The sequence below is a fragment of the Streptomyces sp. NPDC053665 genome (assembly GCF_055585285.1).
On record NZ_JBVJKK010000001.1, the window covers coordinates 526,482 to 541,793 of the forward strand.

At 74.9% G+C, this 15,312-nt stretch carries 16 protein-coding genes; 7 read left to right on the forward strand and 9 right to left on the reverse strand.

Annotation, left to right across the window (positions count from 1 at the left end; genetic code table 11):
• Positions 1–314: 314 nt before the first annotated feature.
• The 3 genes from ACZ6ZN_RS02265 (at position 315) to ACZ6ZN_RS02275 (ending at position 1,673) form a co-directional block, all read left to right on the forward strand.
• Positions 315–797, forward strand: coding sequence for a MarR family winged helix-turn-helix transcriptional regulator (locus ACZ6ZN_RS02265; RefSeq protein WP_469642441.1), 483 nt, complete (start codon positions 315–317; stop codon positions 795–797).
• Positions 794–1,240 carry a MarR family transcriptional regulator gene (locus tag ACZ6ZN_RS02270; RefSeq protein ID WP_469642444.1) on the forward strand — a complete coding sequence of 149 codons (447 nt, stop codon included), beginning with the start codon at positions 794–796 and terminating at the stop codon, positions 1,238–1,240. The genes ACZ6ZN_RS02265 and ACZ6ZN_RS02270 overlap by 4 nt, the downstream gene beginning before the upstream one ends.
• Before the next feature lie 73 nt (positions 1,241–1,313).
• Complete coding sequence (locus ACZ6ZN_RS02275; protein WP_469642446.1) at positions 1,314–1,673, forward strand: tetratricopeptide repeat protein; 360 nt, start codon at positions 1,314–1,316, stop codon at positions 1,671–1,673.
• Positions 1,674–1,762: 89 nt separating this feature from the next.
• Here ACZ6ZN_RS02275 and ACZ6ZN_RS02280 read toward each other — a convergent pair whose 3' ends face one another.
• The gene (locus tag ACZ6ZN_RS02280) at positions 1,763–3,172 is read right to left on the reverse strand and encodes a PepSY-associated TM helix domain-containing protein (protein WP_469642448.1); all 1,410 of its coding nucleotides are present in this window, start codon (positions 3,170–3,172) and stop codon (positions 1,763–1,765) included.
• 131 nt (positions 3,173–3,303) lie between these two features.
• Between ACZ6ZN_RS02280 and ACZ6ZN_RS02285 the strand changes: the two genes are divergently transcribed.
• Positions 3,304–3,948: a peptide deformylase gene (locus ACZ6ZN_RS02285; RefSeq protein WP_469642450.1), complete on the forward strand. Its 645-nt coding sequence runs from the start codon at positions 3,304–3,306 to the stop codon at positions 3,946–3,948.
• 115 nt (positions 3,949–4,063) lie between these two features.
• Here ACZ6ZN_RS02285 and ACZ6ZN_RS02290 read toward each other — a convergent pair whose 3' ends face one another.
• The gene (locus ACZ6ZN_RS02290) at positions 4,064–5,494 is read right to left on the reverse strand and encodes a dihydrolipoyl dehydrogenase family protein (RefSeq protein ID WP_469642452.1); all 1,431 of its coding nucleotides are present in this window, start codon (positions 5,492–5,494) and stop codon (positions 4,064–4,066) included.
• Positions 5,495–5,604: 110 nt separating this feature from the next.
• On the opposite strand from ACZ6ZN_RS02290, the gene trxA reads away from it, so the two are divergent.
• The gene (gene trxA / locus ACZ6ZN_RS02295; protein WP_333936520.1) at positions 5,605–5,991 is read left to right on the forward strand and encodes a thioredoxin; all 387 of its coding nucleotides are present in this window, start codon (positions 5,605–5,607) and stop codon (positions 5,989–5,991) included.
• 73 nt (positions 5,992–6,064) lie between these two features.
• Here the strand turns inward: trxA and ACZ6ZN_RS02300 are convergent, their stop codons facing one another.
• A complete protein-coding gene (locus tag ACZ6ZN_RS02300) occupies positions 6,065–7,096 on the reverse strand; it encodes a LacI family DNA-binding transcriptional regulator (protein WP_469642454.1) in 1,032 nt (343 codons plus the stop codon).
• A 95-nt stretch (positions 7,097–7,191) separates the two neighbouring features.
• The gene (locus ACZ6ZN_RS02305) at positions 7,192–7,860 is read right to left on the reverse strand and encodes a TetR/AcrR family transcriptional regulator (RefSeq protein ID WP_469642456.1); all 669 of its coding nucleotides are present in this window, start codon (positions 7,858–7,860) and stop codon (positions 7,192–7,194) included.
• A gap of 129 nt (positions 7,861–7,989) precedes the next feature.
• On the opposite strand from ACZ6ZN_RS02305, the gene ACZ6ZN_RS02310 reads away from it, so the two are divergent.
• Entirely contained in the window at positions 7,990–8,553 is a 564-nt protein-coding gene (locus tag ACZ6ZN_RS02310) for an NAD(P)H-dependent oxidoreductase (protein WP_398107655.1), read from the forward strand.
• Between the two features lie 92 nt (positions 8,554–8,645).
• Here ACZ6ZN_RS02310 and ACZ6ZN_RS02315 read toward each other — a convergent pair whose 3' ends face one another.
• From ACZ6ZN_RS02315 to ACZ6ZN_RS02330, 4 genes are read right to left on the reverse strand one after another with little or no spacing between them, the layout of a single operon-like run.
• Positions 8,646–9,770, reverse strand: coding sequence for an XdhC family protein (locus ACZ6ZN_RS02315; RefSeq protein ID WP_469642458.1), 1,125 nt, complete (start codon positions 9,768–9,770; stop codon positions 8,646–8,648).
• Complete coding sequence (locus tag ACZ6ZN_RS02320; RefSeq protein ID WP_469642460.1) at positions 9,763–11,895, reverse strand: xanthine dehydrogenase family protein molybdopterin-binding subunit; 2,133 nt, start codon at positions 11,893–11,895, stop codon at positions 9,763–9,765. Before ACZ6ZN_RS02320 ends, ACZ6ZN_RS02315 begins: the two co-directional genes overlap by 8 nt.
• The gene (locus tag ACZ6ZN_RS02325; protein WP_469642462.1) at positions 11,892–12,884 is read right to left on the reverse strand and encodes an FAD binding domain-containing protein; all 993 of its coding nucleotides are present in this window, start codon (positions 12,882–12,884) and stop codon (positions 11,892–11,894) included. The genes ACZ6ZN_RS02320 and ACZ6ZN_RS02325 overlap by 4 nt, the downstream gene beginning before the upstream one ends.
• The gene (locus ACZ6ZN_RS02330) at positions 12,881–13,423 is read right to left on the reverse strand and encodes a (2Fe-2S)-binding protein (protein WP_469642464.1); all 543 of its coding nucleotides are present in this window, start codon (positions 13,421–13,423) and stop codon (positions 12,881–12,883) included. Before ACZ6ZN_RS02330 ends, ACZ6ZN_RS02325 begins: the two co-directional genes overlap by 4 nt.
• Positions 13,424–13,671: 248 nt before the next feature.
• On the opposite strand from ACZ6ZN_RS02330, the gene ACZ6ZN_RS02335 reads away from it, so the two are divergent.
• On the forward strand, positions 13,672–14,247 hold the full coding sequence (locus tag ACZ6ZN_RS02335) for a TetR/AcrR family transcriptional regulator (protein ID WP_469642467.1): 576 nt from the start codon (positions 13,672–13,674) through the stop codon (positions 14,245–14,247).
• A gap of 89 nt (positions 14,248–14,336) precedes the next feature.
• Here the strand turns inward: ACZ6ZN_RS02335 and ACZ6ZN_RS02340 are convergent, their stop codons facing one another.
• Complete coding sequence (locus ACZ6ZN_RS02340) at positions 14,337–15,242, reverse strand: LysR family transcriptional regulator (protein WP_469642469.1); 906 nt, start codon at positions 15,240–15,242, stop codon at positions 14,337–14,339.
• Positions 15,243–15,312 lie beyond the last annotated feature (70 nt).

A 15,312-nucleotide genomic window follows, 5' to 3' on the forward strand; every position in this document is an offset into this window, starting at 1 on the left:
CGATCCGTCACCTGACGGGCCGTCGCCTGACGGTCCATCGCCTGACGGTCCGTCGCCGCCCGGGCGGGCCCCGGCCCCGGCCCGGGCGCCCGGCCGCGTCACGGCCGGGTCAGCGCACCCTCCCCCACGCCTTCAGGGGCGTCGCCGGCAACTCCGGGGCGGGCAGCGGATCACCGTCGTAGCCCTTCGCCTCACCGAACCGCCGGCACGCCGTCGACGTGCGCCTCGCCGGACCCCGGGTGACCGGCTCCGGGCCGCGCACCCGAGCCGGAAAACAGTAGCCATGTACATAGTAGCCATGTACTGTTTTGCTCATGAGCAGAGGTACGGACGGCGGAACGCCGGGCTTCCTGGTGTGGCGGCTGTCCATGAAGTGGCGGGTGGCGGTCGACCGGGCCGTCGCGCCCCTCGGGTTGACCCACGCGCAGTACTCGCTGCTGGCCTCCCTGCACGGCATGCAGCGCGGCGGGGAGCGCCCCAGCCAGCGCCGCCTCGCCGACCACACGGGTCTGGAGCCGCTGTACGTGTCGAAGCTGGCCCGCGCGCTGGAGACCGCCGGGTTGCTGGAGCGCACCCGGGACCCGCGCGATCCGCGCGCGGTGCAGCTGGCGCTGACCGAGCAGGGACAGGACGTCACCCGGCGGGCGATCACCGTCGTCCACGGGCTGCTCCAGCAGCTCCTGGACCCGCTCGGCGGCCTGGACGGCACGCGCACCCGCGCCTTCGTCCGGGATCTCACCGCCCTGCTCGACGCACCGCTCGACCCCTTCGCCGACCACGAGACGGAGCAGTCATGACCATCGACGCACCCCCGCTGGACCCGCGTGTCATCGCCCTGGCCCACTACGCGGGCCGGGCGGTCCTGGAGAGCGTGCTGACCCGGCTCGGGCTCACCTTCCAGCAGTCCGTCACCCTGCGGCTCGCCGCCCTCGCCGACGGGCCCGTCGGGCGGGAGGAACTCGCCGGCGGCGTCACCGGCGCGCTGAAGACCGGCGCCGCCGAGGCGCACGGCGTGATCGGGGAACTGGTCACGGCCGGGCTCCTCGCGCCGGAGGGCACGGCCGGGGTGCGGATCACGGACGCCGGGCGGGAGGCGTACACGAGGGCCTCCGGCCAGACGGCGCCCTACTCCGCGCGGATCTACGCGGGCATCCCCGAGGAGGACCTGGCCGTCGCCGGGCGGGTGCTGACCCTGATCACCCGGCGGGCCGAGGCCGAGCTGGCGGCGCTGCCCGGGTGACTCCCGACGGGCCCGGCCGAGCCGTGGAATATCGGACGCGGGGGGCGGGTTAACGGCCTCGAAGGAGGCACGAGTGAACACGACCTACGACGCCGCGTACTACGCGCACGGCACCCCGGCGGAGCGCTGGGAGCGTGCGCAGCTGTTCTTCGACGCCAAGGAGTACACCGCCGCCGCACGGGTGCTGTCCGGCCTGGTCGAGGAGGTGCCCGAGCAGACCGGGCCCCGGCTGCTGCTGGCGCGCTCGTACTACCACTCGGCCCAACTGCGCAGCGCCGAGGCCGAGTTGCGCGCGATCGTGGAGCGGGACCCGGTGGAGCACTACGCCCGGCTGATGCTCGGCCGCACGCTCGAGCGGCAGAACCGGCACGAGGAGGCCGAGTCCCACCTGCGGATCGCCTCCGCACTCGCGGGCGACTTCGCGCAGGACTGATCCCCCGCGCGCAGTGGATGCCCGGCTCCTCGGGGAGCCGGGCATCCGCACACCGGAGGCCCGCACCGGACGCGGTGCCCTCCGGCCCGCTACTTCGCGGGCGCGCCGGGGCCGTACGACCGCCGCCCGCGCCGGTGGGCGATCTCGCCCAGCAGGATGTCGACGGCGAGGAACACCGCGAGCGGAATGCCGAACAGGGGCAGGAAGTAGCCGAGTACGGCGACCCCGGCCAGCAGCGGCACCAGGATCTGGGGAGGCACCTGCTGCCAGGCGCCCCGCGGGATCGGCCGGCCGAAGGCGCTGCCCCGGCCGCGCTGCCACCACATGCGGTAGCCCCAGACGATCAGCAGGATCAGGGACAGGGTCAGCGCCATCAGCAGGAGCTGGTTGGCGAGGCCGAACAGGACGCCGGTGTGCAGGTCGATGCCCCAGCGGGTGAGCTTCGCGAGCACGGGGTGGTCGGCGAACCGCAGGACGTCCGTGACCTGCCCGCTCGCCGGGTCGACGGCGACGGCGTCCTGCTTCGTCGGCCAGCCCCGGCCCACCTGCTTGACGACGTAGGCCGAGTTCGCGTCGGCGGGCGGGACGATCTCCACCGGGTCGGTGAGCCGTTCGGCCCGCGCGGCCGCCAGCACCTTGTCCAGGCCGACGCCGTGGGAGGCGTCTCCCGCCTGCCCGGCGGCCGCGCCGTGACCGGAGTGCTCACCGCCCGCGGCCGCCGACACCGAGGGGGTCGCGTGCCCCAGGGAGGTCCGCAACTCGTCGATGTGGGCACCGGCGTAGGCCGACCAGGTCAGGCCGGTCGCCGACAGGAAGACGAAGCCGGTCGCCGCCCACACGCCCACGCTGCCGTGCAGTCCGAGGGTGCGGCGCCGCCCCTTGGTCCCGCGGACCCTGCGCAGGGCCCGGCGGCGGGAGAACCACAGCACCAGTCCACCGGCCGAGATCACCCACAGCCAGCTGGCCGCCAGTTCGCTGTACAGCCGTCCGCTCTCCCCCAGGTGCAGATCCCGGTGGAACTCGTCGATCCAGGTGCGCAGCGGCAGCGCGCCGGTCGAGCCGTACTGTTCGAGGGCCCCGCGCACCTGCGCGGTGTAGGGGTCGACGAAGACGGCCAGCGTGTGGCCCTCGTCGACGCCCGGGACGCCGGAGAGCATGACCCTGGTCGTGGCGTCGGCCTCGGGCGAGGGGCGCACCGCCGAGATCGTGCCCTCCGGGTGGGCCGTGCGGGCGGCGGCCACCTGCTCCCCGATGGGCAGTTTCCGCTCGCCCACCGGGACGGTCAGTTCGTGCTCGTACACGATCTTCTCGGCCTGGAACGAGGCCGCGTACAGCAGGCCGGTGACGGCGGCGACGAGGAGGAAGGGAGCCACCAGCACACCGGCGTAGAAGTGCAGCCGGAGGATCAGCGGGCGCAGGGGGGCCCAGCTGCTCCGGGCCGGTGCGGGGGCGGAGGGTTGCGGGGCCTCGTCCGTGGTGGTCGAGGGAGCGGTGGTCATCGGCGGGCTTCTCCGGGGGACGTCTCGGGCCGTTGTGGTGCAGGAGTCGGGGCGCGGGGCCGTCCAGTTCCCGGAAGTGATGTGTGATGTGCGCCACACGAGGGCGGGGGGTGCCGTGTCATCCTGGCGCGATGGGAACTCCGAGCGATCACGCACCCCTGGCCGAGCGGCTGGAGGAACTCCTCGCCGCTGGTGGCCCGTTGGCCATCGTCGCCGCGGGGGACCCGGTACTGCGGCGCCCCGCCGAGCCCTACGACGGCCAGCTGGACCCGGCGCTGTTCGCCCGGTTCGTCGAGGCGCTGCGGGTGACCATGCGGGCGGCGCCGGGCGTCGGGCTGGCCGCGCCGCAGGTGGGCGTGGGGCTCAGGATCGCGGTGATCGAGGATCCGGCGCCCGTGCCCGAGGAGGTGCGACTCGCGCGGGGACGGGTGCCGCAGCCGTTCCGGGTGCTGGTCAACCCCTCCTGCGAACCGGCCGGTGACGCGCGGGCGGCGTTCTTCGAGGGCTGCCTGAGCGTACCGGGCTACCAGGCGGTGGTGGCGCGGGCCGCCCAGGTGCGGCTGACCGCCCGGGACGAGCACGGGCGGGCTCTGGACGAGGTGTTCACCGGCTGGCCCGCCCGGATCGTGCAGCACGAGACGGACCACCTCGACGGTGTCCTCTACCTGGACCGCGCCGAGCCGCGGTCCCTGTCGTCGAACCAGGCGGCGGCCGAGCGCTGGGCGCAGCCGACGCCGGAGGCGGCCGCCCGGGCACTCGGCTTCCCCCTGCCGTAGGAAGCGCGACGGGCCCCGGCCCGGCCCGGCGGCCGGGACTGAGGCCGGGGCGGCGGCCGGGGCTGAGGCCGGGGCGGCCCCGCTGCGCCCGGCCGGAGCCGCCGGGGCCGCCCGGTCAGGCGTCCCGGTAGGCCTCCAGCAGGCGCAGCCACACCTCGCTGATCGTCGGGTAGGACGGAACGGCGTGCCACAGGCGGCCGACCGGGACCTGCCCGGCGACGGCGATCGTCGCGGAGTGGATCAGCTCGCCCACGCCGGGGCCGACGAGGGTGACCCCGCGCAGGATCTCGTCCTCCAGGTCCACGACCATGCGGGCGCGGCCCTTGTAGCCGTCGGCGTACAGGCCCGCCCCGGCGACGGAGGACATGTCCACGTCGACGGCTTTGACCCGGTGCCCGGCCTGCTCGGCCTCGGCGAGCGACAGCCCGACGGCCGCCGCCTCGGGGTCGGTGAACACCACCTGGGGGACGGCGCCGTGGTCGGCGGTCGCCGCGTGCGCCCCCCAGGGCTCGGCCGCCGGCTCCTCGCCGGTGGCCCGGGCGGCGATGGCGGCGCCGGCGATGCGGGCCTGGTACTTGCCCTGATGGGTCAGCAGAGCGCGCCGGTTGACGTCGCCGACCGCGTACAGCCAGTCGTGGCCGGTCACGCGGAGGCTGTCGTCGACCGGCAGCCAGCTGCCGGGGTCGAGACCGATGGTGTCCAGCCCGATGTCGGCGGTGCGCGGGGCGCGGCCGGTGGCGAAGAGGATCTCGTCGGCCTCGATGCGCTCCCCCCGGTCGGTGACGGCCACGACGGTGCCGTTCTCACGGGTCACCGACTCCACCGAGACGCCCGTGCGGATGTCGGCGCCGGCCTCGCTGAGCGCCTCGGCGACGAGTTCCCCGGCGAAGGGCTCCATCCGGGGCAGCAGGCCCTTGCCGCGGACGAGCATCGTCACCCGGGAGCCGAGGGACTGCCAGACGGTGGCCATCTCGGCGGCGACCACACCGCCGCCGACGACGATCAGGCTGCCGGGCACGCTCTGGGAGCCGGTCGCCTCCCGGCTGGTCCAGGGCTTGACGGAGTCGATGCCGGGCAGGTCGGGCAGCGCGGCACGGGTGCCGGTGCAGACGGCCACGGCGTGCCGGGCGCTCAGGACGGCCTCGGTGCCGTCGGGGCGGGTGACCGTGACCGTGCGGGGGCCGGAGAGCCGGCCGTGTCCGCGGTGGAGCTCGGCGCCGGTGGACTCCAGCCACCGGACCTGGCCGTCGTCGTGCCAGTCGGAGGTGTAGTAGTTCCGGTGGGCGAGGACCGCGGCGGCGTCGAGGGGGCCCTGCACCGCCTGGCGGAGCCCGGGCACGCGCCGGGCGTCCGCACGGGCGATGACCGGCCGCAGCAGGGCCTTGCTGGGCATGCACGCCCAGTAGGAGCACTCGCCTCCGACCAGCTCGCTCTCCACGACCGCGGTGGTCAGCCCGGCGGCGCGGGTGCGGTCGGCGACGTTCTCCCCCACGGGCCCGGCCCCGAGGACCACGACGTCGTACGTGTTGGTTTCCGTTTCCGTCATGGGGTCAGTCTGGTGGGTGGTGTGCACCCTGGCCACATGGGTAGGGGCGCGGAATACGTGTCCGGCCGGCCGTGTTGTGCCGACGGCTTGACCCCACACCAGGAAGAGGGATGAACGCCATGAGCACCGTGGAGCTCACCAAGGAGAACTTCGACCAGACGGTCACCGACAACGAGTTCGTCCTGATCGACTTCTGGGCGTCCTGGTGCGGGCCGTGCCGGCAGTTCGCGCCGGTCTACGAGAAGGCTGCGGAGGAGAACCCGGACCTGGTGTTCGGCAAGGTGGACACCGAGGCGCAGCCGGAGCTGGCCGAGGCCTTCGGCATCCAGTCGATCCCGACGCTGATGATCGTGCGCGACCAGGTGGCCGTGTTCGCCCAGCCGGGAGCCCTGCCCGAGGCCGCGCTGACGGACGTCATCGGACAGGCCAGGAACCTCGACATGGACGAGGTCCGCAAGGCGATCGCCCAGCAGCAGGCCCAGCAGCCGGGCGAGTGACCCCGCGGGGGGCTCCGGCTCCCCCGCCGGGGCCCGGCCTCCTGCCCCGAGCCCCCCGGGGCCGGCGCGCGGGTCAGCTCGATTCGCGGTGCAGGACCGTCGCACCCAGGACCTTGTGGGTCTCCGGTTCGGTGCCGGGCCGGCGGACCGCGCGGTCGACCAGCTCGGCCAGTTCCCGGCCCGACGGCAGCTTGAGCCGGACCGTGCTCAGCCGTGGCCGCAGCAGCCGTCCCAGCACGAGGTCGTCGGCGCCGATCACGGCCGTCTCCTCGGGGACGCGGACGCCCTCGTCCTGCAGGGCCCGCATCAGCAGCATCGCGTACTCGTCGTTGTAGGTGAACACCGCGTCCAGGCCGAGTTGCCGCCAGCGGGCGGCGAGCCGTGCCGCCTCCTGTTCGTCGTAGGCCAGGGGCAGTTCGGTGACCGTGGCGTCCGTGCCGCGCACGGACTGGCGCACCCCGTCGAGCCGGGGTGCGGAGAACGCGTCCAGGCCCCTTTCCTGCGGGACGACCACGCCGATCCGGCGCCGGCCGCGGTCGTACAGGTGGGCGCCCGCGCTGTGCCCGACCACGTCGTGGTCCATGAGCAGGGCGTGCGCGCCCTCGATGGTCTCGGGGCCGAGGGTGACCACGGCCCGGGCGCCGGAGCGCTTGAGCACGGCGACACCGCGCGGGCCGAGTCCGGAACCGGGTACGAGCACGGCCACGGGCCGCAACTCGGCCCAGGCGCGGGCCGCCTCGTCCCCGTGCGGGCCGCCGGTGCCGTACTGCACGACCGTGTAGTCCAGGGCGCCGAGCGCTCCCTGGAGGTCGGTGAGGAACCGGCTGTAGAGGGGGCCGACGGGGAACGTCGGCGCGGGGATCAGCACCATGCGGCTGTGCCCGGCGCGCAGGCTGCGGGCCGCCGCGTGCGGCACGTACCCGAGTTCTCTGGCGGCGTCGTGCACGCGGCGCCGGGTGGGCTCGCTGATCCGTACGGCGCCGGTGTTGTTGAGGACGTAGGAGACGGTCGCGCGCGAGACGCCGGCCAGGCGGGCCACGTCCGCACTCGTGGGCACCGAGCGCGACGGGGTCGGGGGCGCGGGCGTTTTCGGTATCTGCACCATGACGTACGGCATCTTGGCAGAAGCCCCAATGCGCGCTCGCGGCGGGGGAGTTGTGAGGATGCCGTGAGCGCCTCACGGTCCGGCGCGGGGTCCGCTCAGCTCGTCGGGCCGGTCCCTGTCACCCGGTCGACCAGGTCGGTCCAGGCCGCCTCCAGCCGGGACAGGGGCAGGCCGCACTGCCTGGTCAGGTGGTGGACGAGAGCCGGGTCGAGCTGGCCCATGAGGGTGTGGGCGAGCAGCTCGCAGTCCGCCTCGGGGACCGCCTGGCGCAGCAGCATCGCCACATGGTGCTGGAGGACGCGGCGGGGCGGGGCCACGAAGCGGCGTCCGGGGTCCGGCTCGGCCGCCAGCTGCAGTTCCAGTTCGTCGGCCGACCTGCGCAGCGACGCCCGGCCGAACGCCCGCAGCCGCTCCACCGGCGGCGCTCCCGGTCCGAGCGGGGGCGGGCCGGTGAGGAACGCGGCCTGGAACTTCCGCTCGGAGTGGTCGAGCAGCGCCGTGAGCAGGCCCGTGCGGTCGCCGAAGCGGCGGAAGACCGTGCCCTTGCCGACGCAGGCCGCCGCGGCCACCGCCTCCATCGTGACGGCGTCCGCGCCGCGCTCCGCCACCAGCCGGGCGGCGGCCTCCAGCAGCCGGGCGCGGTTGCGGGCGGCGTCGGCGCGCAGGCAGGGTTCGTCCGCCTCCAGGGCGGAGCCGAGCTGGAGCAGCTCAGGACGGTCGACGGGCTCCTGGGGCGTCGGAAGGGACGGTGGAACGGCGGACATGAAGCCAGCGTAAAGCATCGGGAACAAAACTGGACCGCGGTCCGGTTAGGATGCTACAAACGAAAAGCGGACCCCGGTCCGGATCGCGACCTCAGCTTGAGAGCACCCTTTCCTTACGTAGGAGTCAGCATGTCTGTTCGTATCCTCGCCCTCGTCGGCAGCCTGCGCGCCGGTTCGCACAACCGCCAGCTCGCCGAGGCGTCGGTCAAGCTCGCGCCCGAGGGGGCCGAGGTGGAACTGTTCGAGGGCCTCGCCGAGATCCCCTTCTACAACGAGGACATCGACGTCGAGGGCAGCGTCCCGGCCGCCGCCGCGAAGCTGCGCGAGGCCGCCGGCGCCGCCGACGCCCTGATCCTGTTCACCCCCGAGTACAACGGCACCATCCCGGCCGTGCTGAAGAACGCCATCGACTGGCTGTCCCGCCCGTACGGTGCCGGTGCCCTCAGCGCCAAGCCGGTCGCCGTCATCGGCACCGCCTTCGGCCAGTACGGCGGTGTCTGGGCGCACGACGAGACCCGCAAGGCCGTGGGCATCGCCGGCGGCAAGGTGCTGGAGGACGTCAAGCTCTCCATCCCCGGCTCGGTCACCCGCTTCGCCGAGACGCACCCGGCCGACGACGCCGAGGTCGCCGGGCAGCTGACCGAGGTCATCAGCCACCTCCAGGGCTTCGTCACGGAGCCGGCCGCGGCCTGACCCCGCCCGCACCCCCGCGCGCCCGGAGGGGCCGGGACCGTCGACGGTCCCGGCCCCTCCGGCGTGTCCGCGTCCCGCCGCGGGCGGACCGCTCAGGCCGCCTGCGGCTGCCTGTCCGCCCGGTGGATCGGGGCGGCCGTGCCGGTGAGCGGGGCGCCCGTCCCGCCGTGCCGCTGCGCGATGATCTCCGCCGCGATGGACACGGCGGTCTCCTCCGGCGTACGGGCGCCCAGGTCGAGACCGATCGGGGACCTCAGCCGGGCCAGCTCGCGGCTGCCCACCCCCGCCTCCCGCAACCGCCGTTCCCGGTCCTCGTGGGTGCGGCGCGAGCCCATGGCACCGATGTAGGCGGCCGGCCGGCGCAGCGCCTCCCGCAGCAGGGGCACGTCGAACTTGGCATCGTGGGTCAGCACGCACAGGACCGTGCGCGCGTCGGTGCCCGTGCGCCGCAGGTACCGGTCGGGCCAGTCGACGACGATCTCGTCGGCGTCCGGGAACCGGGCCCGGGTGGCGAAGACCGGCCGGGCGTCGCACACCGTGACGTGGTAGCCGAGGAACCGCCCCGCCCGCACGAGGGCCGCCGCGAAGTCGATCGCACCGAAGACGATCATGCGGGGCGGGGGCACGGCCGACTCCACGAGCAGGGTGACACCCCCCGGGCACAGCGTGCCGTCCTCGGAGAGCTCGACCGTGCCGGTCCGGCCCGCGTCCAGCAGCGCACCGGCCTCGGCGCGCGCGGTGCGGTCCAGCTCCGCGCCGCCGCCGAGTCCGCCGTCGTACGAGCCGTCGGGACGGACCAGCAGGGCCCGGCCGAGCAGCCCGGCCGGGCCCCGGGCCACCCGGGCCAGGGCCACCGGCTCACCGTCCGCGGCGGCGGACAGCGCGGCCTCGTGCACCGGCCGCCCGGCGGAGTACGGGACGACCAGCACGTCGATCGTCCCGCCGCAGGTCAGCCCCACGGCGAAGGCGTCCTCGTCGCTGTAGCCGAACCGCTCGGTCAGCGGCTCGCCGTCGCGCAGGGCCTGGCGGCACAGGTCGTACACGGCGCCCTCGACGCAGCCCCCGGAGACCGAGCCGATCGCCTCGCCGGCCGAGTCGACGGCCAGGGCCGCCCCCGGCGGGCGCGGGGCGCTCCCGCCGACGGCGACGACGGTGGCGACGGCGAAGTCCCGGCCCTCCTCGGCCCAGGCGTGCAGGGCCCCGGCCAGATCAAGCATCGCCGCCCGCCGACAGGACGCGGTCGGGCCGGATCGGCAGGTCGCGGTGGCGCACGCCGGTCGCGTGCCACACCGCGTTGGCGATCGCGGCGGCCGCCCCCACGATGCCGACCTCGCCGATGCCCTTGATGCCGACCGGGTCGTCGGGGTCGGGGTCGTCGACCCAGTCGGCCTCGACGTGCGGGACGTCGGCGTGCGCGGCGACGTGGTAGCCGGCCAGGTCGGCGCCGTAGACACCGCCGCTCGCCGGGTCCCGGACGGCCTCCTCGTGCAGGGCCATGGACAGGCCCCAGATCATGCCGCCGACGAGCTGGTTGCGGGCGGTGAGGGGGTTGACGATCCGGCCGGCCGCGAAGACGCCCAGCATGCGGCGCACCCGGACCTCCCCGGTCGCCGGGTCGACCGCGACCTCGGCGAACTGCGCCCCGAAGGAGTGCCGTTCCTTCTGCGCGAGCGCCCCGACGGCCTCCGTCGTGTCCGACCGTACGGTGATGCCCTGCGGCGGGATGTCCGCGCCGGGCACGAGGTCGCGGCGCAGTTCCTCCGCCGCGGCCGTGACGGCCCAGGCCCAGGAGCGGGTGCCCGCGGAACCGCCGGCGATCATCGCGGGGCCGAGGTCGCTGTCGCCGATCCGCACCAGCACGCGCTCGGTGGGCACGTCCAGGGCGTCGGCGGCGACCAGGGTGAGCGCGGTCCGGGCGCCGGTGCCGATGTCGGCGGCGTTGATCCGGACCGTGAAGGTGCCGTCGGCCTCGGCCGTCACGGACGCCGTGGAGGGCATGGCCATCGCCGGGAAGGAGGCGGCCGCGGTGCCCGTGCCGAGCAGCCAGCGCCCCTCGCGGCGCACGCCCGGGCGCGGGTCGCGCTCCGCCCAGCCGAACCTGCGGGCCCCCTCGCGGAAGCAGGCGACGAGGTTCCGCCCGGCGAACGGCAGTCCCGACACCGGGCCCACGGCGGGTTCGTTGCGCAGGCGCAGGTCGATCGGGTCCACACCGCACTTCTCGGCGAGTTCGTCCAGCGCCGACTCCAGCGCGAACGAGCCCGGAGCCTCGCCCGGGGCGCGCATCCAGGTCGGGGTGGGCACGTCGAGCCGTACCAGCCGGCTGACCGTGTGGTGGGCGTCGGCGGCGTACATCGACCGGCCGGCCGCGGCGCTCGGCTCGACGAACTCGTGCACGGTCGAGGTCTGGTTCAGCGAGCGGTGCTCCAGGGCGCGCAGCCGCCCGTCCGGATCGGCCCCGAGGCGGACCCTCTGCGCGGTGGGACTGCGGTAGCCGGCGAGCGAGAACATCTGACGGCGGGTCATGACGACCCGCACGGGCCGGTGCAGCACGGTCGCGGCCATCACGGCGGCCACCTGGTGGGCGCGTACGCCCTTGCTGCCGAAACCGCCGCCGACGTGCTCGGAGCGCACCCGCACGGCCCCCGGGTCGAGGGAGAACAGGTTCGCGAGCTCCCCCGCGACCCACTGGGTGCCCTGGTTGGAGTCGACGACCTCCAGCCGGCCGCCTTCCCAGCGGGCGGTCGCCGCGTGCGGCTCCATCGGGTTGTGGTGCTCCTCCGGGGTGGTGTACTCGGCGTCCACCACGACGGCGGACGCGGCGAGTTCCCGGTCGAGGTCGCCCTTCTCCACGACGGCCGGCATGTGCCCGTCGAGCGGGTACGCCTCGGCCTCACGCCCGGCCGAGAACGCCACGTCGTGCGGCTCCTCGTCGTAGTGCACGACGAGCGTCTCGGCGGCCTCCCTGGCCTGTTCGGACGTCTCGGCGACGACAAGGGCCACCGGCCAGCCCAGATGGGGCACCCAGTCGTGCTGGAAGAGGGCGACGCCGGGGTCCGGCGGGACGCCCATCATGCCGACGAAGTCGGTGTCGACGCGCGGGGCATTGTGGTGGGTGAGCACGGTGAGCACGCCGGGCATCGCCAGGACCGTGTCGGTCTCCAGGGCACGGACGCGGCCGCGGGCGACGGTGGACAGCACGAGCCAGCCGTGGGCGAGTTCGGCGAACGGGATCTCCCCGGCGTACCGCGCCGCGCCGGTGACCTTGTCGCGGCCCTCCACCCGTGTGTGGGCGGTGCCGGTCACCCGCCCGGCGGCGGACCGGCCGGTGGTGGCGGTGGTCATCGGGCGGCCTCCTCGGCGAGTTCGCTGAGGACGGCCACGACGAGGTTGCGCATAAGGGTCACCTTGTATCCGTTGCGGGGCAGGGGCCGGGCGGCGGCCAGTTCGGCGTCCGCGGCGGCCGCGAAGGTGTCGGCGCCGGCCGGGGCGCCGGTCAGGACGCGCTCGGCCGCGAACGCCCGCCAGGGGCGGGAGGCGACGGCGCCGAAGGCGAGGCGCACGTCGTGCACGACGCCGTCCCTCACGTCGAGGGCGGCGGCGACCGAGCCGATGGCGAAGGCGTACGAGGCGCGCTCGCGCACCTTGCGGTAGCGGGAGTTGGCCGCCGTGGGGGCGGGCGGCAGGGTGACGGCGGTGATGAGGGCGCCCCGCGGCAGAGCGGTCTCCCGGTGCGGCGTCTCCCCCACCGGCAGATAGAGGTCGGTGATCGGCAGCTCGCCGGGGCCGTCCGCCGTCTCGTAGGAGACGCGGGCATCGAGGGCGGTCAGGGCCACGCCCATGTCGGAGGGGTGGGTGGCGACGCAGTGATCGGAGGCGCCGAGGATGGCGTGATTGTGGTGCTCGCCGGTGAGGGCGGGACAGCCGCTGCCCGGATCGCGCTTGTTGCAGGGCGAGTCGACGTCGGTGAAGTAGCCGCAGCGGGTGCGCTGGAGCAGGTTGCCGCCGACCGTGGCCATGTTGCGCAGCTGCCCGGAGGCCCCGGCCAGGACCGCCTGGGCCAGGACCGGGTAGCGGCGCCGGACCTCGTGGTGGGCGGCCAAGTCGCTGTTGGTGGCGGTGGCGCCGATGCGCAGACCGCCCTCGGGGGTCGACTCGATGCGGTCCAGGGGCAGTTCGCGTACGTCGACGAGCCGCGCCGGGCGTTCGACGCCGGTCTTCATCAGGTCGACCAGGTTGGTGCCGCCGCCCAGGAAGCGGGCGTCCGTGTCGCCGTCGAGCAGTGCGACCGCGCCGGCCACGTCGTGGGCGCGGTGGTAGCCGAACTCCCTCATGCCATCGCTCCGTTCGCCTCGGCGGCGCGGGCCACGGCCTGGACTATGGACACGTATGCGCCACAGCGGCACAGGTTGCCGCTCATCCGCTCGCGGATCTCCTCGGGGGTCAGGGGCGGTGGCCCGGCCTCGGGCCGCAGGTCCGCGGTGGCGGCGCTCGGCCAGCCCGCGGCGTGCTCCTCGATGACGGCGACGGCGGAGCAGATCTGGCCGGGGGTGCAGTAGCCGCACTGGAAGCCGTCGAGGTCGAGGAACGCCTGCTGCACCGGGTGCAGCCGGTCGCCGTCGGCCACGCCCTCGACGGTGGTGATCTCGCGCCCCTCGGCCGCGACCGCCAGCTGGAGGCAGGCCACGCTGCGGCGGCCGTCGACCAGGACGGTGCAGGCGCCGCACTGGCCCTGGTCGCAGCCCTTCTTGGTGCCGGTCAGGTCGAGCCGTTCCCGCAGGGCGTCGAGCAGCGTGGTGCGGTGGTCGACGGTCAGCGTGTACTTCTCGCCGTTGACGGACAGGGTGAGGTCGCTGGACGTCGATGAGGCCATGGAAGCCTTCTCTCTCACGTGGTGAGGCGGGTCGGGGTCGGGCGTGGGCGCCGCGGCTGGCGGCGCCGGTGCGCGAGCGGGCAGGATGCGGGGCAGGTGGGCCGCGTCCGGCCGCCCCGGGCTGTCCCGCACGGGCGGCACGCCGATACGATGGGAACAAGCGGACAGTTGTCCGTTACCCGGAAACATAACGGACAACTGTCCGCTTAACAAGGACCGGGTTTCGGCCATCACCGCGAGGAGGGCCCGTGGGCCAGAACAGGGAAGCGCCCCTGCGCTCGGACGCGCAGCGCAACCGCGCGCGCATCCTGGAGGTGGCCCTGGCCGAACTGACCCGCTCGGCCGACACCCCGCTGAGCACGATCGCCAGGAAGGCCGGCGTGGGGCAGGGGACCTTCTACCGCCATTTCCCCACCCGTGAGGCCCTTGTCCTGGAGATCTACCGCCACGAGATGCAGCAGGTCGCCGACACCGCTGCCCCGCTGCTGTGCGGCCGGGAACCCGACCGGGCGCTGCGTGAGTGGATGGACGGGCTGGCCCGGTTCGCCATGACCAAGGCCGGCCTGGCCGACGCGATCCGGCAGGCCACCGGTGCGCCCGGGGCGCAGAAGCCGGGACACGCCCCGGTGACGGAGGCGGCCGAGTGCCTGCTGCGGGCCGCCGAGCAGGCCGGGACGATCCGCCCGGGGATCACGGTGGACGACCTGTTCCTCGCCATCGGGGGCCTGTGGACGCTCGACCCGCGCAGCGACTGGCAGCCCCGGGCGGCCCGCCTGCTGGACCTGGTCATGGACGCGCTGCGGGTCGGGGCGCCGGGCCGCTGACGGGGCGGGACGCCGGGCCGCCGACGGGTCCGGGGCGGCGACGCACCGCGCGGGGGCGGGTGCCGGGGGGCGGGTGCCGGGGCCGCTCGTCAGCTCGCCACCGTCGACGCCAGGTCGCGGAGTTCGGCCAGGGCGGCCGCCACGGCCGGACGGGCGTCGGCGCCGGCCCTGACGCAGGAGACGAACTTGCGGTGGGGGTTGCCGGTGCAGGGGACCCGGCTGAGGGGCAGGTCCGGGTGGAGGCGGGCCAGGCGGGGGACGAGCGCGACGCCGAGGCCCGCGGCGACCAGGTGGGCGGTGACGTTCCAGTCGAGGGCGTGGTGGACGATGTCCGGGGTGAATCCGGCGGCGCCGCAGGCGGACATGACGTGCGGGCGGCAGGGGCTCTCCGGCAGCGGCGCGATCCACGGTTCCCGGGCCGCCTCGGCCAGATCGGCCGGGCCCCGCCCGGCCAGCCGGTGCCCCTCCGGCACGACGAGGTCGTACGGGTCGTCCAGCAGGGGCCGTTGGTCGAAGCGGGCGTCGCTCATCGGCGGGTTGCGCGGCGTCACCTCCACGATCGCCAGATCGGTGTCGCCCTCGAAGAGCCGGTCGAAGCTCTCCGGCACACCCGCCTCGGTGATCCGCACCGCGAGCCGTGGGTGCAGCTCCCCCAGCCGGACCGCCAGCGGCACCAGCAGCACCGTCACGGCCACCGGGAAGCCGGTCACCCGCAGCACCCCGGAGGGCGCCCCGTGCTCGGCCCGCAGGTCGAGCTCCGCCCGGTCCCAGCGGGCCTGGATGGCGTCCGCGTGTGCCAGGAGGCTCTCGGCGGCCGGGGTGAGCCGGACGCCCCTCCCCTGCGGTTCCAGCAGGTCCACGCCCAGTTCACGGGCGAGCTGACGGATCTGCTGGGAGGCGGCGGACGGGGTGACGTGCAGGGCCCCGGCGGCGGCGGTGACCGTGCCGTAGTGGGCGACCGCCCTCAGGACGTGCAACCGGCGCAGGTCGATCATGCAGGCCAGGCTTCACAGTGCGGTCCGGAAAGTCAACCTGGACGTGTACGGATTCCCCGGCGCACGCTGG

Excerpts from the sequence above, each read along its gene's own strand:
- ACZ6ZN_RS02270 (WP_469642444.1), top strand. The coding sequence starts at position 794 with ATGACCATCGACGCACCCCCGCTGGACCCGCGTGTCATCGCCCTGGCC.
- ACZ6ZN_RS02300 (WP_469642454.1), bottom strand. The coding sequence starts at position 7,096 with ATGGTGCAGATACCGAAAACGCCCGCGCCCCCGACCCCGTCGCGCTCG.
- ACZ6ZN_RS02285 (WP_469642450.1), top strand. The coding sequence starts at position 3,304 with ATGGGAACTCCGAGCGATCACGCACCCCTGGCCGAGCGGCTGGAGGAA.
- ACZ6ZN_RS02340 (WP_469642469.1), bottom strand. The coding sequence starts at position 15,242 with ATGATCGACCTGCGCCGGTTGCACGTCCTGAGGGCGGTCGCCCACTAC.
- ACZ6ZN_RS02310 (WP_398107655.1), top strand. The coding sequence starts at position 7,990 with ATGTCTGTTCGTATCCTCGCCCTCGTCGGCAGCCTGCGCGCCGGTTCG.
- ACZ6ZN_RS02330 (WP_469642464.1), bottom strand. The coding sequence starts at position 13,423 with ATGGCCTCATCGACGTCCAGCGACCTCACCCTGTCCGTCAACGGCGAG.
- ACZ6ZN_RS02325 (WP_469642462.1), bottom strand. The coding sequence starts at position 12,884 with ATGAGGGAGTTCGGCTACCACCGCGCCCACGACGTGGCCGGCGCGGTC.
- trxA (WP_333936520.1), top strand. The coding sequence starts at position 5,605 with ATGAACGCCATGAGCACCGTGGAGCTCACCAAGGAGAACTTCGACCAG.
- ACZ6ZN_RS02280 (WP_469642448.1), bottom strand. The coding sequence starts at position 3,172 with ATGACCACCGCTCCCTCGACCACCACGGACGAGGCCCCGCAACCCTCC.
- ACZ6ZN_RS02315 (WP_469642458.1), bottom strand. The coding sequence starts at position 9,770 with ATGCTTGATCTGGCCGGGGCCCTGCACGCCTGGGCCGAGGAGGGCCGG.
- ACZ6ZN_RS02290 (WP_469642452.1), bottom strand. The coding sequence starts at position 5,494 with ATGACGGAAACGGAAACCAACACGTACGACGTCGTGGTCCTCGGGGCC.
- ACZ6ZN_RS02305 (WP_469642456.1), bottom strand. The coding sequence starts at position 7,860 with ATGTCCGCCGTTCCACCGTCCCTTCCGACGCCCCAGGAGCCCGTCGAC.
- ACZ6ZN_RS02265 (WP_469642441.1), top strand. The coding sequence starts at position 315 with ATGAGCAGAGGTACGGACGGCGGAACGCCGGGCTTCCTGGTGTGGCGG.
- ACZ6ZN_RS02320 (WP_469642460.1), bottom strand. The coding sequence starts at position 11,895 with ATGACCACCGCCACCACCGGCCGGTCCGCCGCCGGGCGGGTGACCGGC.